Raw genomic sequence first — 17,135 nt, 5'->3', positions numbered from 1 at the left:
GTCCCACGCCGGGATCCGCTGTCCCGTACGGCGGCTTCCCGGCAGGATCGCGGACATGCGTGGGCAACTGATCGGGGCGGCGCCGGCCGCCGGAGGAGCGCCGGCCCCCGGCCCGGCCACCGTCGGGCCGGACGAGCCGTCCGCCGCACGGGCCGCCGTCGGGCCGGACGAGCCGTCCGCCGCACCGGCCGCTGTCGGGCCGGACCGGACGCCCGGGGACGAACCGGACCTCGGCCACCACGGGGACGCCGAGGCGACCCCCGGCCTGGTCGACCTGGCCGTCAACGTCCGCCGCGACGAGATGCCGGACTGGCTGGCCGACCCGCTCACCGCCTCGCTGGCCGACCTGACCGCGTACCCGGACCCGCGCCCCGCCCGGGCGGCCGTGGCGGCCCGGCACGGCCGCCCCCCGGAGGAGGTGCTGCTCACCGCCGGCGCCGCCGAGGGCTTCGTGCTGATCGCCCGCGCCCTGGCCGGGGTACGCCGCCCGGTGGTGGTGCACCCGCAGTTCACCGAGCCGGAGGCCGCGCTGCGGGCCGCCGGGCACTCCGTCGAGCGGGTGCTGCTCGACCCGGCCGACGGCTTCCGCCTCGACCCCGCGCGGGTGCCCGACGACGCCGACCTCGTCATGATCGGCAACCCGACCAACCCCACCTCGGTGCTGCACCCCGCCGCCGACCTGGCCGCGCTGGCCCGGCCCGGCCGGGTGCTCGTGGTGGACGAGGCGTTCGCCGACACCACGCTCGCCCCGGGCGTCGAGGGCGAGCCGGAGTCCCTCGCCGGCCGGCGCGACCTGCCCGGCCTGGTCGTGGTCCGCAGCCTCACCAAGACCTGGGGCCTGGCCGGCCTGCGGATCGGCTACCTGCTCGGTGAGCCCGCCCTGCTGGCGCGGTTCGCCGCCGGCCAGCCGCTCTGGGCGGTCTCCACTCCGGCGCTCGCCGCCGCCACGGCCATCGCCGCGCCGGCCGCCGTCGCCGCCGAGCGCGCGATCGCCGCCCGGCTCGCCGCCGACCGCGACCACCTGGTCGCCCGCCTGTCGGCCCTGCCCGGGGTACGCGTGGCGGGCCGCCCGGCCAGCGCCTTCGTTCTGATCCACCTGGCCGGCGCGGACCGGGTGCGCGAGACGCTGCGCGAGCGCGGCTGGGCGGTCCGGCGCGGGGACACCTTCCCCGGCCTGGGCCCGGACTGGCTGCGGGTGGCCGTGCGCGACCCGGCCACCTCCGACGCGTTCACCGAGGTACTGGCCGAGATCCTGGAGGCATGATGCTGGAGACCACCATCGCGGCGATCCGACCGCCCGACGAACCGGCGATGGCCGCCGCCCGGGACCTCCAGGGGCGGCTGACCAAGCCCGCCGGCTCCCTCGGCGCCCTGGAGGAGCTCTCCGTACGCCTGGCCGGGCTGGCCGGGACCTGCCCGCCGCCGCTGCCCGAGCCGGCCGCGGTGGCGATCTTCGCCGGGGACCACGGCGTGCACGCCCAGGGGGTGACCCCCTGGCCGCAGGAGGTCACCGCCCAGATGATCGGCAACTTCCTGGCCGGTGGCGCGGTGGTCAACGCGTTCGCCCGGCAGGCCGGCGCGTCGGTCACCGTGGTCGACGTCGGCGTCGCCACCGCGCTCCCGGTCGACCCCGACGCCGAGCGGGACGGTCCCCGGCTGGTCGAGGCCAACGTCCGCCGGGGCACCCGGGACATGACCGTCACCGCCGCCCTCACCCGCGACGAGGCCCGCGCGGCGGTCGAGACCGGCATCCGCATCGCCGGTGAGCTGGTCGACGCCGGGGCGGGGATCCTGCTCACCGGCGACATGGGCATCGCCAACACCACCCCGTCGGCCGCGTTGATCGCCGCCCTCACCGGGGTCGACCCGGCCGAGGCGACCGGACGCGGCACCGGGGTGGACGACGAGACGTACCGGCGCAAGGTCGGCGTGGTGCGGGCCGCGCTGCGCCGCCACGAGCCCGACCCGGCCGACCCGCTGGGCGTGCTGGCCGCCGTCGGCGGCCTGGAGCACGCGGCGCTGGCCGGCCTGGTCCTCGGCGCCGCCGCGCGCCGCGTGCCGGTGCTGCTGGACGGGGTGATCGCGGCGAGCGCCGCGCTCGTCGCGGCGGCCCTGGCGCCGGACGCGGTCGGCGCGATGGTCGCCGGGCACCGCTCGGCCGAGCCGGGCGCCACCGTCGCGCTGCGGCACCTCGGGCTGGACCCGCTGATCGACCTCGGGCTGCGCCTGGGCGAGGGGACCGGGGCGCTGCTGGCGCTGCCGGTGGTCACCGGCGCGGTGCGGGTGCTGCACGAGGTCGCCACCTTCGACTCGGCGGGGGTCTCGGAGAAGTGACGGTCAATCCCTACCCCCTCGGCCTGCGGTTGGCCGGCCGGCGGGTGGTCGTGGTGGGCGGGGGAGCGGTCGCCACCCGCCGGGTGCCGGCGCTGCTCGACGCGGGCGCGGACGTCTTCCTCGTCGCCCCGGAGCTGACCCCCGCCCTGCACGGGCACGTCGACGCCGGGCGGGTGCACTGGGCGCGGCGCCGGTTCGTCCCGGACGACCTCGACGGGGCCTGGCTGGTGCAGGTAGCCGTCGACGACCCGCTCGCCGCCGCGTCGGTCAGCGCCGCCGCCGCCGAGCGGAAGATCTTCTGCGTCCGGGCCGACGACCGCGCCGCCGCCACCGCCTGGACCCCGGCGGTCACCCGGCACGGCCCGGTCACCGTCGCGGTGCTCGGCGGCGGGGACCCGCGCCGGGCGATGAGCGTGCGCGACGCGGTACGCGACCTGCTCAACGTCCGCACCGGTCTCGCCGCGACGGCCCCGCAGGCGCCCACCGGGGCCGCCCCCGGTCGGGTGGCGCTGGTCGGTGCCGGCCCGGGCGACCCGGAGCTGATCACCGTCAAGGGCTGGCGGTTGCTCACCGAGGCGGACGTGGTGGTCGCCGACCGCCTCGTCCCCGGGCTGCTCCTGGACGAGCTGCGCCCCGACGTGGAGCTGGTCGACGCCTCCAAGATCCCGTACGGGCCGTCCCGGGCCCAGGAGGAGATCAACCGGATCCTGGTCGAGCGGGCGCTGGCCGGCAACTTCGTGGTACGCCTCAAGGGCGGCGACCCGTACGTCTTCGGCCGCGGCGGCGAGGAACTGCTCGCCTGCGCCGAGGCGGGGGTGCCGGTGACCGTCGTCCCGGGGGTGACCAGCGCGATCGCCGTGCCGGCGGTGGCCGGTGTCCCGGTCACCCACCGCGCGGTGGCGCACGAGTTCACCGTCGTCTCCGGGCACGTCGCGCCGGACTCGCCGGCCTCGCTGGTGCGGTGGCCGGCCCTCGCCGGCCTGCGCGGCACCCTGGTGGTGCTGATGGGGCTGAAGAACCTCGCCGCCATCGCCGACACCCTGACCGGGCACGGCAAGGACCCGGCCACCCCGGTCGCGGTGATCCAGGAGGGCACCACCGGCGCCCAGCGGACCCTGCGCTCGACGCTCGGCACGGTGGCGGCGGACGTGGCCGCCGCCGGTCTGCGTCCACCCGCCATCGTGGTGATCGGCTCCGTCGTGGGGGCGCTCGACACCTGACCCGTCCACCCTCCGCCGTTTGCGGCGGGCCGCGGTCTCCGCGCGTCAGGTCACCGCGACACGCCGCAAACGGAGTGGATCTACCCGGGTGCGACGGCGGCCCCGGACCGGGAGGTCCGGGGCCGCCGTCGTCGGTCGGCTCACTGCTTGAGCATGTTGTCCAGGAGCAGGGCGCAGCGGATCAGGCCGAGGTGGCTGTACGCCTGCGGGTGGTTGCCCAGCCCGCGCTCGGCGAGCGGGTCGTACTGCTCGGGGAGCAGGCCGGTGGGGCCGGCGGTGTCGACCATCTGGGCGAACAGCTCCTCGGCGTCGGTGCGGCGACCGGTGCGCAGGTACGCCTCGATCAGCCACGCCGTGCAGATGTGGAAGCCGCCCTCCCGGCCGGGCAGGCCGTCGTCCCAGTGGTACCGGTAGACGACCGGGCCGCTGCGCAGGTCCGCCTCGATCCGCAGCACCGTGGAGAGGAAGCGCGGGTCGTCGCCCGGGAGCAGCCCGGACAGGCCGATCCAGAGCGAGGAGGCGTCCATGTCCTCGTCGCCGTACGCGACGCTGTACGCCTCGACCTCCTCGTGCCAGCCGTTCTCCAGCACGTTCGCGCCGATCCGGTCGCGCAGCTCGACCCACTCGGGCCGGTCCTCGCCGCCGTGCTGACGCATCACGTGCAGCGCCCGGTCCACGGTCATCCAGCACATCACCTTGGAGAAGATGTGGTGCCGGGGAGGCAGGCGGGCCTCCCAGATGCCGTGGTCGGGCTCGTGCCAGCGGCGGCGCACCGCCTCGACCATGTTCTCCAGCACCCGCCACTCGTCCTCGCGGACCGAGCCCCGGGCGTCGGCCACGGCGGCGATCAGGTCGGCGATCGGGCCGAAGACGTCGAGCTGGAGCTGGTGGTTGGCGAGGTTGCCGACCCGGACCGGCCGGGAGCCGGCGTACCCGGGCAGGGTGTCGATGACCGCCTCGGCGCCCAGCTCGTAGCCGTCCACGGTGTAGAGCGGGTGCAGCCGTTCCGGGTGCCCGCCGGTGCGCTCGATGCAGCCGTCCACCCAGCGCAGCAGCGCCTCGGCCTCTTCGATCGAGCCGAGGTCGACCAGCGCCCGCGCGGTCATCGCCGCGTCGCGCAGCCAGCAGTACCGGTAGTCCCAGTTCCGGACGCCGCCCAGCTCCTCCGGCAGCGAGGTGGTCGCCGCCGCCAGGATCGAGCCGGTCGCCTCGTGACAGAGCCCGCGCAGCGTGAGCGCGCTGCGGGCGACCAGGTCCCGGGCGGTGGTCGGCAGCCGCAGCGAGGCCACCCAGTCCTTCCAGGGCTGCTCGGCGGCGGCCTGCCGGTCGTGGATCGAGTCGGTGTGGTGCTCCAGGCTGTGCGTGCCGAAGCGCAGCTCCAGCACGACCTGCCCGCCGGCCGCGCGCAGGTCCACCACCGCCTTGGCGGTCTCGTAGCCGCCGTCGTTGCTGATCTCCCACTCCACGCCGGGGGCGTAGAGCGCGGCCGGCTCGTTGGAGCCGAGCACCAGCAGGCCGTCGTCCATCGGCTGGAGCTGCGTGGCGACCTGGCCGAACTCGGGCCGCGGGGCGAACTCGATCCGGGCCTTGCCGGAGCCGGTGAGCACCCGTACCAGGGTCGAGTCGCCGGTGATGATCGCCGGGCCGTCCGGGGTGGTCTCCCGGGCGGGCAGGTCGAGCCAGTCGGTGACGGTCAGGCCGGACCAGCGGGTCTCCACGGTCATCGTGCCGTTGCGGTAGCGCTGCCCCAGCGGGATGCCGCCGCGCTCCGGGCCGACGGTGAAGTGGCCGGCCGGGCTGCCGCCGACCAGGTCGGCGAAGATCGCCGCCGAGTCGGGCTTGGGGTGGCAGAGCCAGCTGACCTTGGCCTCGGGGGTGAGCAGCGCGACGGTCCGGCCGTTGGCCAGCATCGAGTGCCGCTCGATCGGGACGGCCCGCTCGCCGAAGAGCCAGTGCCGGCGGGTCTCCAGCAGCAGCCCGAGCGCGCGGGCGGCCTCGATCGGCTCGGCGACCCGGTAGTGGGCCTGGGTGTCGCCGGGGCCGATCTTGATGCCGACGTCCGGGCCGTGCAGGTTGCCGAAGGCGTTCTCGTCGGTGACGTCGTCGCCGATGAAGAGCACCGCGCTGGCCGAGAGCTGGGTGCGCAGCTGGTCGACGGCGGTGCCCTTGTGGGTGGCGACCACCGACAGTTCGATGACCTCCTTGCCCTGGGTGACGGTGACGTCCTCCCAGGTGGCGGGGCCACTGCGGACCGCCTCGATGGCGGCGGCGGCGACCTGCGGGTCGACCCCGCGGGTGTGCACCGCGACGCTGGCCGGCTTGCGCTCCAGCCGTACGCCCGGGTGGGCGGTGGCGATCTCGCGCAGCGCGTCGCGCAGCCGGGTGCGCACGGCGACCAGCTCGGGGGAGAGTCGCTCCACGAACCCGATGTCGAACTCGGAGCCGTGGCTGCCGACCAGGTGGACCTCGCTGGGCAGCCGGGACAGCGCCGCCAGGTCGCGCAGCGCGCGACCGGAGACCACCGCGACGGTGGTCTGCGGCAGCGCGGCCAGCGCGCGGACCGCGGCCACCGACTCCGGCAGCGGCACGGCCTTGCTCGGGTCCTCGACGATCGGGGCGAGCGTGCCGTCGTAGTCGCAGGCGACCAGGAGCTGCGGCACCCGGGCGATCCGCCCGATGGCCGCGCGCAGCTCGGGGTCCATCGTCCCCGCGGGCGGGGTCACGATGTCGGTGGTGGGGGCGTTCACGCGGCCTCCACCCCGGTCCCGAGCTCGGTGAGGAACGATTTCGCCCAGTGCCCCACGTCGTGGGTGCGCAGATGACGTTGCATGATCCGCATGCGTCGACGGGCCTCCGGCTTCTCCACGTGTACCGCCCGCAGGAGAGCGTCCTTGACGGCGTCCGGGTCGTGCGGGTTGCACAGGAACGCCTGACGCAGCTCGGTGGCGGCGCCGGCGAACTCACTGAGCACGAGCGCGCCGCCCTGGTCGGCGCGCGATGCCACGTACTCCTTGGCCACCAGATTCATTCCGTCTCGCAGCGGGGTCACCATCATCACGTCGGCCGCGACGTACATCGCGGCCAGTTCGGAGCGACTGTACGACTGATGCAGATAATGCACCGCCGGCACGCCGACCCGTCCGAATTCGCCGTTAATCCGACCAACCTCGCGTTCCACCTTGACGCGAAGTGCCTGGTAGTGCTCCACGCGCTCACGGCTGGGGGTGGCGACCTGCACCATAACCGCATCCGGAACTGTCAACTTTCCGTCAGCGAGAAGTTCGCGGAAGGCCTTGAGCCGGAGCTCGATGCCCTTGGTGTAGTCCAGCCGGTCGACGCCCAGGATGATCGTCTTCGGGTTGCCCAGCTCCTCGCGGATCTGCTTCGCCCGGGCCTGGATCGCCGCGTCCTCGGCCAGCCGCTCCATCTCCCGGGTGTCGATCGAGATCGGGAACGCGCCGGCCTTCACCTGCCGGCCGTCCACCTGGATCATCTGCCCCTCGTAGCGCAGGCCGAGCAGGTGCCGGGCCAGCCGGACGAAGTTCTGCGCCGCCAGCCGCTGCTGGAAGCCGACCAGGTCCGCGCCGAGCAGGCCGCGCAGGATCTCGGTGCGGAACGGCATCTGCATGAACAGCTCGATCGGCGGGAACGGGATGTGCAGGAAGAAGCCGATCTTCAGGTCGGGACGCAGCTCGCGCAGCATCGCCGGGACCAGCTGGAGCTGGTAGTCCTGCACCCAGACCGTCGCGCCCTCGGCCGCGACCTCCGCCGCGGCCTCCGCGAACCGGGCGTTGACCAGCCGGTACGCCTCGCGCCAGCGGCGCTTGTAGGCGGGCGTCTCGACCGCGTCGTGGTAGAGCGGCCAGATGGTGGCGTTGGACTGGCCCTCGTAGTAGCGCTCCAGCTCCTCGGCGCTCAGCGGCACCGGGTGCAGGCGGATGCCCTCCAGGTCGAACGGCTCCGGGGCGGCGCCCGTGCCGCCGGCCCAGCCCACCCAGGTGCCCCGGTGCTCGGCGAGGACGGGATGCAGCGCGGTGACCAGCCCGCCCGGGCTGCGTCGCCACTGCCGTCCCTCAGGTGTGCTCACCTCGTCGACCGGCAGTCGGTTCGCCACTACGACAAAGGAGCTACGGACGGTCACGATCGGCCACCTCCGGGTGCTGACGGGTCCACCGCGATGAGCGTACTGAGCGTAGCTGCGGCGTCTGGTGCCCCGTGCCGGAGTCACCTACCCGTCCCACGACCGCTCAACCCGGTTCGTGATCTTGACGACACCCGCGGGCGGCGGTGGCACGTGACGCGACGCCGGGCGGGGTGATGTGGGCGCAGCGGAGCGTACCTGTCAGGATTGACGACGGCGTGCGCGCGGCCGGCCCCGGGCCGGCGGCGGCGGGCGGAGTCACCGCCCGCGCCCGCGCCCGCAAGCTCGCGATCGCAACCGACGGAGGTAGCCCGCACCGTGGCCCAGTTCATCTACGTCCTGGAAAAGGCGCGCAAGGCGCACGGCGACAAGGTCGTGCTCGACAACGTGACGCTGAACTTCCTGCCGGGGGCCAAGATCGGTGTGGTCGGTCCGAACGGCGCCGGTAAGTCCAGCCTCCTCAAGATCATGGCAGGGTGGGACCGGCCGAGCAACGGCGAGGCCCGGCTCATGCCCGGCTTCACCGTCGGCATGCTCGCCCAGGAGCCCCCGCTCAACGACGCCAAGACCGTCCTCGGCAACGTCGAGGAGGCGGTCGCCGAGACCAAGGCCAAGCTGGAGCGGTTCAACAAGATCGCCGAGCAGATGGCGACCGACTACTCCGACGAGCTGATGGAGGAGATGGGCCGGCTCCAGGAGGAGCTGGACCACGCCGACGCCTGGGACATCGACTCCAAGCTCGAACTGGCCATGGACGCGCTGCGCTGCCCGCCGCCGGACGCCGACGTGACCCAGCTCTCCGGTGGTGAGCGACGCCGGGTGGCGCTGTGCAAGCTGCTGCTGGAAGCCCCCGACCTGCTGCTGCTCGACGAGCCCACCAACCACCTGGACGCGGAGAGCGTGCAGTGGCTGGAGCAGCACCTGGCCAAGTACGCCGGCACCGTCGTCGCCATCACCCACGACCGGTACTTCCTCGACAACGTGGCCAACTGGATCCTGGAGCTGGACCGGGGCCGCGCCTACCCGTACGAGGGCAACTACTCCACCTACCTGGAGAAGAAGGCCGCCCGGCTGGCCGTCGAGGGTCGCCGCGACGCCAAGATGAAGAAGCGCCTCTCCGAGGAACTGGAGTGGGTGCGCTCCAACGCCAAGGCGCGGCAGACCAAGTCCAAGGCCCGCCTCGACCGGTACGACGAGATGGCCGCCGAGGCGGAGAAGACCCGCAAGCTGGACTTCGAGGAGATCCAGATCCCGCCGGGCCCGCGCCTGGGCAGCACGGTCATCGAGGCGCACCACCTCAGCAAGGGCTTCGGCGACCGCCTGCTGATCGACGACCTGTCCTTCTCGCTGCCGCGCAACGGCATCGTCGGCATCATCGGCCCGAACGGCGTCGGCAAGACCACCCTGTTCAAGACCATCGTCGGGCTGGAGCAGCCGACCGGTGGCGAGGTCAAGGTCGGTCCCACCGTCTCGCTGTCGTACGTCGACCAGAACCGGCAGGGCCTCGACGGGGACAAGACCGTCTGGGAGGTCGTCTCCGACGGGCTGGACCATCTCATGGTCGGCAAGGTCGAGATGCCGTCGCGGGCGTACATCGCCGCCTTCGGCTTCAAGGGGCCGGACCAGCAGAAGCCGACCAAGGTGCTCTCCGGCGGCGAGCGCAACCGGCTCAACCTGGCGCTGACCCTGAAGATCGGCGGCAACGTGATCCTGCTCGACGAGCCGACCAACGACCTGGACGTGGAGACCCTCTCCAGCCTGGAGAACGCGCTGCTGGAGTTCCCCGGCTGCGCCGTGGTCATCTCCCACGACCGGATGTTCCTGGACCGGGTCGCCACGCACATCCTGGCCTGGGAGGGCGACGACGAGAACTCGGCCAAGTGGTTCTGGTTCGAGGGCAACTTCGAGGCGTACGAGAAGAACAAGATCGACCGGCTCGGCGCCGAGGCGGCCCGCCCGCACCGGGTGACCTACCGCAAGCTCACCCGTGACTGACCGGTGCTGAGCTGTGGCTGACCGGTTTGTCTACCACTGCACGCTGCGGTGGTCCGACCTGGACGCGTACGGCCACGTCAACAACGCCCGCTTCCTCACCCTCTACGAGGAGGCCCGGGTCGCGATGATGTTCGCCGGCGGCCGGGCGTGGGGCGTCGACTCGTTCTCCGACGGAGTGGTCATCCGCCGGCACGAGGTCGACTACCTGCGCCCGGTGGACTACGCGCTGGGCCGGGCCACCGCGGAGGCGGCCCCGAGCGTCCGCATCGAGCTGTGGGTGGAGGAGATCCGGGCCTCCCGGTTCACCGTGGCCTACGAGCTGTACGACGGTGACGTGCTCGCCAGCACCGCCCGGTCGGTGCTGGTGCCGTTCGACCTGACCGCCAAGCGGCCCCGGCGGATCACCGACGACGAGCGGACCTTCCTGCTGTCGTACGCCCCCTCCGGCGGGGCGGCGTGAGCGGGGCGCCGGCCGTGACGCCGGGGCACGGGCTGGACGGCGTCGCCGACGCGGGGGCCTTCCTGGCCCGGCTGGTCCGCTTCGACCCGGCCACCGTGGTCCGGCTCCGGCCGGTCGACGGGGCCGGGCGTACCGCCCTGTGGGCCCGGCTGCCCTGGGACGTGCTGGTGACCCGTACGGTGGCCGGCCGGGCGCCGGGCGACGTGACGGTCGCCGCCGCGGACCTGCTGGCCCGGCTGGAGTCCGCCGACGGCGGGCTGCCGACCCGCCGGGACGAGCGGTGGCGCTGGCCCCTGCCGCCGGCGGCCAGCCGGCAGGTGGAGCTGCTGCCCGCCGGTGAGCTGCGCCGGATCGCCGAGGCGGCGGCGGGCACCCTGCGCAGCGCGGCCACCCACGGGGTGGGCGGGCGCGCGGTCGGGCAGCGGATGCTGCGCGACGCGCTGCTCGACCACGTCGCGGTGACGGTGACCCCGGACGACGCGCCGACGGAGCCGGTGGAGGTGAGCCAGCGGCTGGTCCAGGGTCTGGTCCGGATGGGCTTCCTCGGGCCGGTGGTCGACGCCCCCGGCGAGGTACAGGTCCGGGTGGTCGGTCGATGGGTCGGCCTGGTCGGACCGTACGGAGCGGCGTGGTTGCGGAAGGTTTCCGATCTTGCCGTTCGACCCGTCCGAGATCATCCGAAAGGATGACCCGCGCTCATTCTTCTGGGCTGGGGCTGGCGTTGGGGGGGTGCTTCCGCCCGGCTGTCCGGGTACCGTCCATCCTCGGATCCAACGCACCGTAGGCGTCCGGATCCGCTGGGGAGTGAGGTGCGCGAGCGATGCCGTGGTGGTCATGGCGCCCTGGTCCTGCCAGTGGCGGCGACCCGGAAACTCGAAGCGGGACCACAGTGGACAGCACCGTCCGGGTCGGACCACCGTCCCCCCGGCAGCCGGGAGACGAGTGCAAGGCCACCGACCGGTCGGTGACCGCCGACATGCCGGTCACGGTGGCCCCGGTCACCCTGCGTCGGGTCTGCGACGCCCTCGACCTGCTCGACGTGCGCTACCTGGCCGACGGTGACGGGAACCTGTTGGCCATGTGGGAGCGGCACGCGGTGCTGGTCACTCTGGAGGGTCCCGAGGACGAGATCCTGGTGATGCGGGCGCGTCCGCACGCGACGGTCCCGCCGGACTGGGCGGACCGGGCCTACCGGGTGGTCAACGAGTGGAACCACACCCGCCGGTTCTGCAAGGCGTACATCGGCGACCCGACCGAGCGCGGTCAGTTGCCCATCTACGCCGAACTCCAGGTGCCGCTCGGCGCCGGCACCCACGACGCGCTCCTGGTCGAGATGCTCGACTGCGGCGCGGCCGTGGCGACCACCTTCGTCGACTGGCTGCACGACGAGGGCGCGCTGCTCTGAGCCGCCCCCGGGGGCCGGTGCGGGCCACCCGCCGGGGTGACGCCTACCCGGCCGGGTCCTCCATGACGTTCACCATGAAGTAGGCCGCGCGCTCCAGGTAGTCCCAGAGCGCACCGGCGATCTCCGGCGGCAGGTCCAACCGGTCGACGGCCCGCCGCATGTGGTGCAGCCAGGCGTCCCGCTCGGCGGCGCCGATCCGGAACGACGCGTGCCGCATCCGCAGCCTCGGGTGCCCGCGCTGGGCCGAGTAGGTGTGCGGCCCACCCCAGTACTGCATCAGGAAGAGCGTCAGGCGGTCGGCGGCCGGCCCGAGGTCCTCCTCCGGGTACATCGGCCGCAGCAGCGGGTCGGTGGCGACGCCGGCGTAGAACTCGTCGACCAGCTTGCGGAAGGTGGGCTCGCCGCCGACCGCCTCGAAGAGGGTCATCGACGGCTCGGTGCGGTCGGATTCACCTGCGGGATTCACCGTTCCATCCTGCCAGGTGCCCCGGGCCGCCGGTCGCCGCGTACCGGCCGGGGCGGCTGCCGATCACGTCACAGCGTGGCTGCGGTGGCCCCGCTCGCCGGTGCGGCCCTCCACGGCCGGCTGCCCGTCGCGGCAGCGTGGGGCGGCGGGGGAGTGTGCTCGGCCACCGGCCGGCGGGTCCTCGGAGTTGGCCCGGTCGGCCGCCTCGACGGCCGCCTCGACGGTCCGCCGGTCCGGCCAGCGCAGCGCGGTGAACAGCATGAGCAGCACGCCGCCGGCGCTCCACAGGCCGACCACCGTCGAGATCGGGAAGTGGTCGGCGATGAGCCCGGTGATCAGCACCGCCGCCCCCTGGATGACCTGCATGCCGGTGGCCATCACGCCGAAGGCGCGGGCCCGGAAGCCGTTCGGCAGGGCGCGGACGAAGAGGCCGTTGGCGGTCGGCAGCAGGCCGGCGACGGCGAAGCCGCAGGTCGCCGCGAGCAGGGCCACCACCAGCGGCGGCGGGTCGAGCAGCGCCGGCACCAGCGCCAGCGGCGCGGCCACCGCCAGCGGGCGCATCAGGGTGAGCCGGCGGGCCGGCGCGACGGCCCGGCCGACCAGGAGTCCACCGAGGATGAAGCCGACCGGGTTGGCCGCCATGATCACGGCCTGCGCCATGCCGGTGTCCATCCCGGCGTCGGCGCGCTCGCCGGCCCAGGCCGCGGCGAGCCCCTCGGGGACGATGGAGAAGAGCATGGCGCTGAAGACCAGCACGGCGATCGCCCGCAGGACGGGGTTGCCGAACACGATCCGGAATCCCTCGCCGGTCTCCCGGAGCAGATGGGTGCGGTGCGCGGCGGTCATCGCCGATGCCCGCTCGCGGACGCCCCAGCGCAGCAGTGCGGCCGACACGGCGAACGTCGCCGCGTTGATCAGCAACGCGGCGGTGGTGTTCCAGGCGGCCACGGCCGCGCCGAGCAGATAGCCGACCACCTGGGCGGCCTGGCCGAAGCTGGCGTTCAGCGACAGCCCGACGACCAGCCGGTCGCCGCTGAGGATGGCCGGCATGAGCGCCGACCGGGCGGCCTGGCTCGGCGGGTTGGCCAGCGTGGTGGCGAAGAGCAGGGCCAGGATCGCCCAGACCGGCATGCCCGGCACGGCGATCAGCGTCATCAGCGCCATCCGGACCAGGTCGCAGACCACCATCACCCGCCGGTACGGGTACCGCTCGGCGAGGGCGGCGAGCAGCGGCCCACCGACCAGCCAGGGCAGGTAGCTGACCGCGAACGCGGCGGCGGAGAGCGCGATCGACTCGCTCTCCCGGTAGACGAGGACGGTGACCGCGGCCTTGGCCACGTAGTCGCCGACCCAGGAGAGGAGGCTCGCGGTGAGGACCGCCCGGTACTCGGGCTGGCCGAACACCTCACGGAAGGTTGCCGGCCCGTCCGGAGAGGGTCGCTCGTCGGACACCGTCGCCTCCATCGAGCCCGCCGACGGCCACTCGTGACGGCCTTGCCGGGGCCCTGTCGTCAGATCTACGGATCAGCGAGGACATGATCACGCTCCGGGGAGCGCGTGCACCGGATTCTGCCCGATCGTCTGAGAACTGGCTAGGGTGAACGGATGGATCGTCGCATCTCCGACTGAACGAACGGACGATACCCGAGGGCTCGCGCGGTCGGGAAGCCCCGGATTTCGGTCGCCGCAGCCGACCAGGTCACGGTGCCGGTACGGCGGTCGGGGCCGACCGCTCACCCACGGTCAGGTCGCCCCGCCCTGGCCCGTGGGAGGTGGGCCGCCGGCGCCGGGCGCGCCGCCCGGAGCGACGGTGGGGGCGGCGCCGCCCGGCATCACCTGCGGCAGCCCCGGGTAGAGCCGGGCAGCGGCGATCTTCGCGGTGATGCCCGAGTTCTCCAGCGCCTCGGCCAGCCGGCGGCGCAGCTCCCGGCCGACCGAGAACTGGCCGTCGGCGGTCGTCTTGACCACCGTCCGGATCACCGCCCCGTCCACCGTCATCTGCTCGACGCCGAGCACCTCCGGCTCCTCGACGATCTCCGGGGCCAACTCCGGGTCCATCGCCACCGAGGCCGCGGCGGTACGCAGCACGGCGGTGGCCTCCTCGGTGCTGGCGAACCCGATCGGCAGGTCCACCACCACCAGGGCCCAGCCCTGGCTCTTGTTGCCGACCCGGATGATCTCGCCGTTGCGGATGTACCAGAGCACCCCGCGCGCGTCCCGGACCGTGGTGACCCGCAGGCCCACCGACTCCACCACGCCGGTCGCCTCGCCCAGGTCCACCGTGTCGCCCACCCCGTACTGGTCCTCGATGAGCATGAACAGGCCGGCGATCAGGTCCTTGACCAGGCTCTGCGCGCCGAAGCCGAGCGCGACGCCGGCGATGCCGGCGCTGGCCAGCAGCGGAGCCAGGTCGAAGCTGAACTCCTTGAGGACCATCAGCAGCGCGATGCCGAAGACGAACGCGGTGACCATGCTGCGCAGCACCGAGCCGATCGCCTCGGCCCGCTGCCGGCGGCGCTCCGGGACGAACTCCTCCGGGTCGACCGCCGCGGACGGGATCCGCTCGCGCAGCGGCCGCAGCATCGTCGGCACCGCGCCCTCGCTGGTGGTGCGGACCAGCCGGTTGATCGTCCGGTGCAGCGCCCAGCGGGCGACGAACGCGAGCAGCAGGATCAGGACCACCCGCAGCGGCTTGAGCAGGATCCAGTAGCTGCCCTCGGCGAACCAGGTGGAGCCGGTCACCTCCAGCACGCCCTTGCACAGGGTGTCGTTGAGGCAGTCCTGCGACGGCGACGGGTCGATGATCGGCTCGGCGAGGATCGTCAGATCGGTGGCGCTCACCCTGTCTTCGTACCGCAACCGTCCCGGCCGTCGGCCGCCGACCCACCGACCGCCGGGCCTCGCCGGACGCCATGATCACCCGGCGCCGAACCGGTCATCTTCACACGAGGGGCAGAAGCTTGCCGGGGTACCCCGGATTAGTACGTGCAATCCGGGGTCTTATCAGGGACGATTGGCGCAACGGACGTCGGTGATCCCGCCGGCGTCGGTCGTGGTCACCCCCTTGCCCGGGGCACGGCCGGCGCGGCCCGCGGTGGGAGCGGCTGGACCGGGAGGGTGAGCACGATGCCTGACATACGACCCACGGTGGGCTCCGGCGCGCTGGTTCTCAACGCCACCTACGAGCCGCTGTGTGTCGTGTCGGTGCGTCGCGCCGCCATCCTCGTGCTCTCCGCCAAGGCGGTGTGTGTCGCCGACGGCGACGGTGTGCTGCACAGTGCCCGCAACGCCCTCCCCGTCCCCTCCGTGGTGCGGCTGACCCGCTTCGTCCGGGTGCCGTACCGGACCCACGTCGGGCTCTCCCGGCGGGCCGTGTTCGCCCGCGACGGCTGGCGGTGCGCCTACTGCCGGGGGCCGGCGGAGACCATCGACCACGTCTTCCCGCGCAGCCGGGGCGGCCGACACGCCTGGGAGAACGTGGTCGCCGCGTGTGCCCGGTGCAACCACACCAAGGGCGACAAGACCCCGGCCGAGCTGGGCTGGCGGCTGCACAACCACCCCGCCGCCCCGAAGGGGACGGCCTGGCGGGTGCTCGGGCACCGAGCCCCCGACCCGCGCTGGGCCGACTGGCTCGACCTGCGCGAGCCGCTGCGGGAGGCCGAGGCCGCCTGAGCCGCTGCGCTCAGCCCTCGCGGGCCCGGACCAGTGAGGCGTACACCACCACGTTGTCGGCGTAGCCGGTGTCGCCGCCGACCCAGCGGCCACCGCAGGTGATCAGGCGCAGGTTGGGACGGCTGAAGTCGCCGTAGATCTCGGTCACCGGCAGCTTCTCCTTGCCGTGCCGCTGCACTTGGTCGACCTCGAAGACGGCCACCTTCCCGTCCTCGCGGGTCACCTCGACCTCGTCGCCGTCGCGCAGCTCCGGCAGGCCGTGGAAGACGGCCGGTCCGGTGGTGGTGTCGACGTGCCCGACGATCACCGCCGGGCCGTACTGGCCGGGGGTCGGGCCCTGGTCGTACCAGGCCGCCTCGTGGGCGCGGGCGGCGTCCGGCACCCCGATGCTGCCGTCCGGGGCGATGCCGACGTGGTGCACCGACGCCCGCAGGTCGATCCGGTCGATCGCGATCCCGGTCGGCGGGCTGCCGGGCAGCACCGGGAACTTCTTCGGCGGTGGACGCAGGCCGGCGATGAACCGGTCCGGCAGCACGCTGAGGCCGGTGACCTGTTCCACGCCGAGCATGGCGACGATCAGCGCCATCAGGCCGGCGACCACCATGACCGGCAGCCCCGGACTCCGGCTCCGGTAGCGGCCCGCCCGGGCCGGGCCACGGGGCGCCGGTCGTACCGGAGCGGCGTGGGCGACCGGGTCGGCGGTGGTCACGCTGGCGGAGACGGCCTGGCCGGCCACCCGGCGGAGGCGGCCGGCCGCGCGGACCGCGAGCCGGGCGGCGGCCCGGATCCGACCCGACCGTGGCGTACGCGAGCGTGCGCGGGCCATGGCGGCGTGGGGTCAGGACCGGGTCCCGGCCCGACGACGGCTCCCGCCGAACACTCCGAGGCCGGCCACCACGGCGACCACGGCCAGGCCGCCGACGAGCAGCAGCGATCCGGCTCCCCGGTCACCGGCGGTGCCGCCGCCACCGGTCGCCGGACCCTTGCTCGGCTGGGCCATGTTCAGCACGGTCAGCGTGGTCTGGGCGGTGTTGCCGTCGGGACAGCGCAGGTTGACCGGGTAGTCGCCCGGCTCCTTGCCGCCCGGGATGGTGACCGCCCCGGTCAGGAAGCCGTTGTCCGGCCGGACGACGACCCGCCCGAAGGCGTCGGACTGCACGCTGGCCTGTTGGTTGTTGGCGGTGTCGCAACTGGCCCGGATGTTCACCCGGGTCCCGGCCTGCGCGGTGTTCGGGGTGACCTCGACGAAGGTGTTCTCCCCCGCCCGGGCCGGTGTGGCTGTCCCCAGCACGAAGGCCGCGACCAGTGTGAACATCGCCAGTACGGCGGAAAAGGCACGACGGTGCCCGATGAGCCCCCGCATGATTCTCCCCTTCCCGGCACGATCGCCGGAATCCTGCGACGGGTGTTCGGGCCTGCATTCCCGCTGGCCCGGTGCCAAA

The 17,135-nt window shown here is 73.8% G+C and carries 15 protein-coding genes; 8 read left to right on the top strand and 7 right to left on the bottom strand.

The genetic code is table 11. From position 1 onward, the window contains the following. Positions 1-55 precede the first annotated feature (55 nt). The 3 genes from cobC to cobA are packed head-to-tail and all read left to right on the top strand — an operon-like array spanning position 56 to position 3,554. Positions 56-1,264 (top strand): Rv2231c family pyridoxal phosphate-dependent protein CobC, encoded by a 1,209-nt coding sequence (gene cobC / locus GA0070614_RS09955; protein ID WP_088975688.1) that lies wholly within the window; start codon positions 56-58, stop codon positions 1,262-1,264. Beyond that, positions 1,264-2,334 (top strand): nicotinate-nucleotide--dimethylbenzimidazole phosphoribosyltransferase, encoded by a 1,071-nt coding sequence (cobT, locus tag GA0070614_RS09950; protein ID WP_088975687.1) that lies wholly within the window; start codon positions 1,264-1,266, stop codon positions 2,332-2,334. Before cobC ends, cobT begins: the two co-directional genes overlap by 1 nt. Continuing rightward, on the top strand, positions 2,331-3,554 hold the full coding sequence (cobA, locus tag GA0070614_RS09945; RefSeq protein WP_088975686.1) for a uroporphyrinogen-III C-methyltransferase: 1,224 nt from the start codon (positions 2,331-2,333) through the stop codon (positions 3,552-3,554). Before cobT ends, cobA begins: the two co-directional genes overlap by 4 nt. 140 nt (positions 3,555-3,694) lie before the next feature. Here cobA and otsB read toward each other — a convergent pair whose 3' ends face one another. Then, positions 3,695-6,256 (bottom strand): trehalose-phosphatase, encoded by a 2,562-nt coding sequence (otsB, locus tag GA0070614_RS09940; RefSeq protein WP_088979344.1) that lies wholly within the window; start codon positions 6,254-6,256, stop codon positions 3,695-3,697. Positions 6,257-6,297: 41 nt separating this feature from the next. Continuing rightward, on the bottom strand, positions 6,298-7,695 hold the full coding sequence (locus GA0070614_RS09935; protein ID WP_088975685.1) for an alpha,alpha-trehalose-phosphate synthase (UDP-forming): 1,398 nt from the start codon (positions 7,693-7,695) through the stop codon (positions 6,298-6,300). A 318-nt stretch (positions 7,696-8,013) separates the two neighbouring features. On the opposite strand from GA0070614_RS09935, the gene ettA reads away from it, so the two are divergent. The 4 genes from ettA (at position 8,014) to GA0070614_RS09915 (ending at position 11,555) form a co-directional block, all read left to right on the top strand. Then, positions 8,014-9,690 carry an energy-dependent translational throttle protein EttA gene (gene ettA / locus GA0070614_RS09930; protein WP_088975684.1) on the top strand — a complete coding sequence of 559 codons (1,677 nt, stop codon included), beginning with the start codon at positions 8,014-8,016 and terminating at the stop codon, positions 9,688-9,690. A gap of 13 nt (positions 9,691-9,703) precedes the next feature. Then, the gene (locus GA0070614_RS09925; RefSeq protein WP_088975683.1) at positions 9,704-10,150 is read left to right on the top strand and encodes an acyl-CoA thioesterase; all 447 of its coding nucleotides are present in this window, start codon (positions 9,704-9,706) and stop codon (positions 10,148-10,150) included. A gap of 14 nt (positions 10,151-10,164) precedes the next feature. Beyond that, complete coding sequence (locus GA0070614_RS09920) at positions 10,165-10,839, top strand: hypothetical protein (protein WP_088979343.1); 675 nt, start codon at positions 10,165-10,167, stop codon at positions 10,837-10,839. Between the two features lie 131 nt (positions 10,840-10,970). Then, complete coding sequence (locus GA0070614_RS09915; RefSeq protein WP_088975682.1) at positions 10,971-11,555, top strand: type III secretion system chaperone family protein; 585 nt, start codon at positions 10,971-10,973, stop codon at positions 11,553-11,555. Between the two features lie 43 nt (positions 11,556-11,598). Here the strand turns inward: GA0070614_RS09915 and GA0070614_RS09910 are convergent, their stop codons facing one another. The 3 genes from GA0070614_RS09910 to GA0070614_RS09900 form a co-directional block, all read right to left on the bottom strand. Next, the gene (locus GA0070614_RS09910) at positions 11,599-12,021 is read right to left on the bottom strand and encodes a globin (RefSeq protein WP_408630743.1); all 423 of its coding nucleotides are present in this window, start codon (positions 12,019-12,021) and stop codon (positions 11,599-11,601) included. A gap of 63 nt (positions 12,022-12,084) precedes the next feature. Then, entirely contained in the window at positions 12,085-13,485 is a 1,401-nt protein-coding gene (locus GA0070614_RS09905) for an MFS transporter (protein WP_088975680.1), read from the bottom strand. A 279-nt stretch (positions 13,486-13,764) separates the two neighbouring features. Next, the gene (locus GA0070614_RS09900) at positions 13,765-14,784 is read right to left on the bottom strand and encodes a mechanosensitive ion channel family protein (RefSeq protein ID WP_408630765.1); all 1,020 of its coding nucleotides are present in this window, start codon (positions 14,782-14,784) and stop codon (positions 13,765-13,767) included. Positions 14,785-15,147: 363 nt separating this feature from the next. Between GA0070614_RS09900 and GA0070614_RS09895 the strand changes: the two genes are divergently transcribed. Beyond that, positions 15,148-15,693 (top strand): HNH endonuclease, encoded by a 546-nt coding sequence (locus tag GA0070614_RS09895; RefSeq protein WP_088979342.1) that lies wholly within the window; start codon positions 15,148-15,150, stop codon positions 15,691-15,693. Positions 15,694-15,703: 10 nt separating this feature from the next. Here the strand turns inward: GA0070614_RS09895 and GA0070614_RS09890 are convergent, their stop codons facing one another. Together GA0070614_RS09890 and GA0070614_RS09885 are read right to left on the bottom strand one after the other, a co-directional pair. Beyond that, a complete protein-coding gene (locus GA0070614_RS09890; RefSeq protein ID WP_088975679.1) occupies positions 15,704-16,519 on the bottom strand; it encodes a class F sortase in 816 nt (271 codons plus the stop codon). A 12-nt stretch (positions 16,520-16,531) separates the two neighbouring features. Further along, positions 16,532-17,008: a hypothetical protein gene (locus GA0070614_RS09885; protein ID WP_088975678.1), complete on the bottom strand. Its 477-nt coding sequence runs from the start codon at positions 17,006-17,008 to the stop codon at positions 16,532-16,534. Positions 17,009-17,135: the final 127 nt, after the last annotated feature.

This window comes from Micromonospora coxensis, assembly GCF_900090295.1.
Lineage (GTDB): Bacteria > Actinomycetota > Actinomycetes > Mycobacteriales > Micromonosporaceae > Micromonospora > Micromonospora coxensis.
The sequence above is the reverse complement of the archived record's forward strand: the minus strand, read 5'-3'. Positions and strand labels throughout refer to the sequence as shown.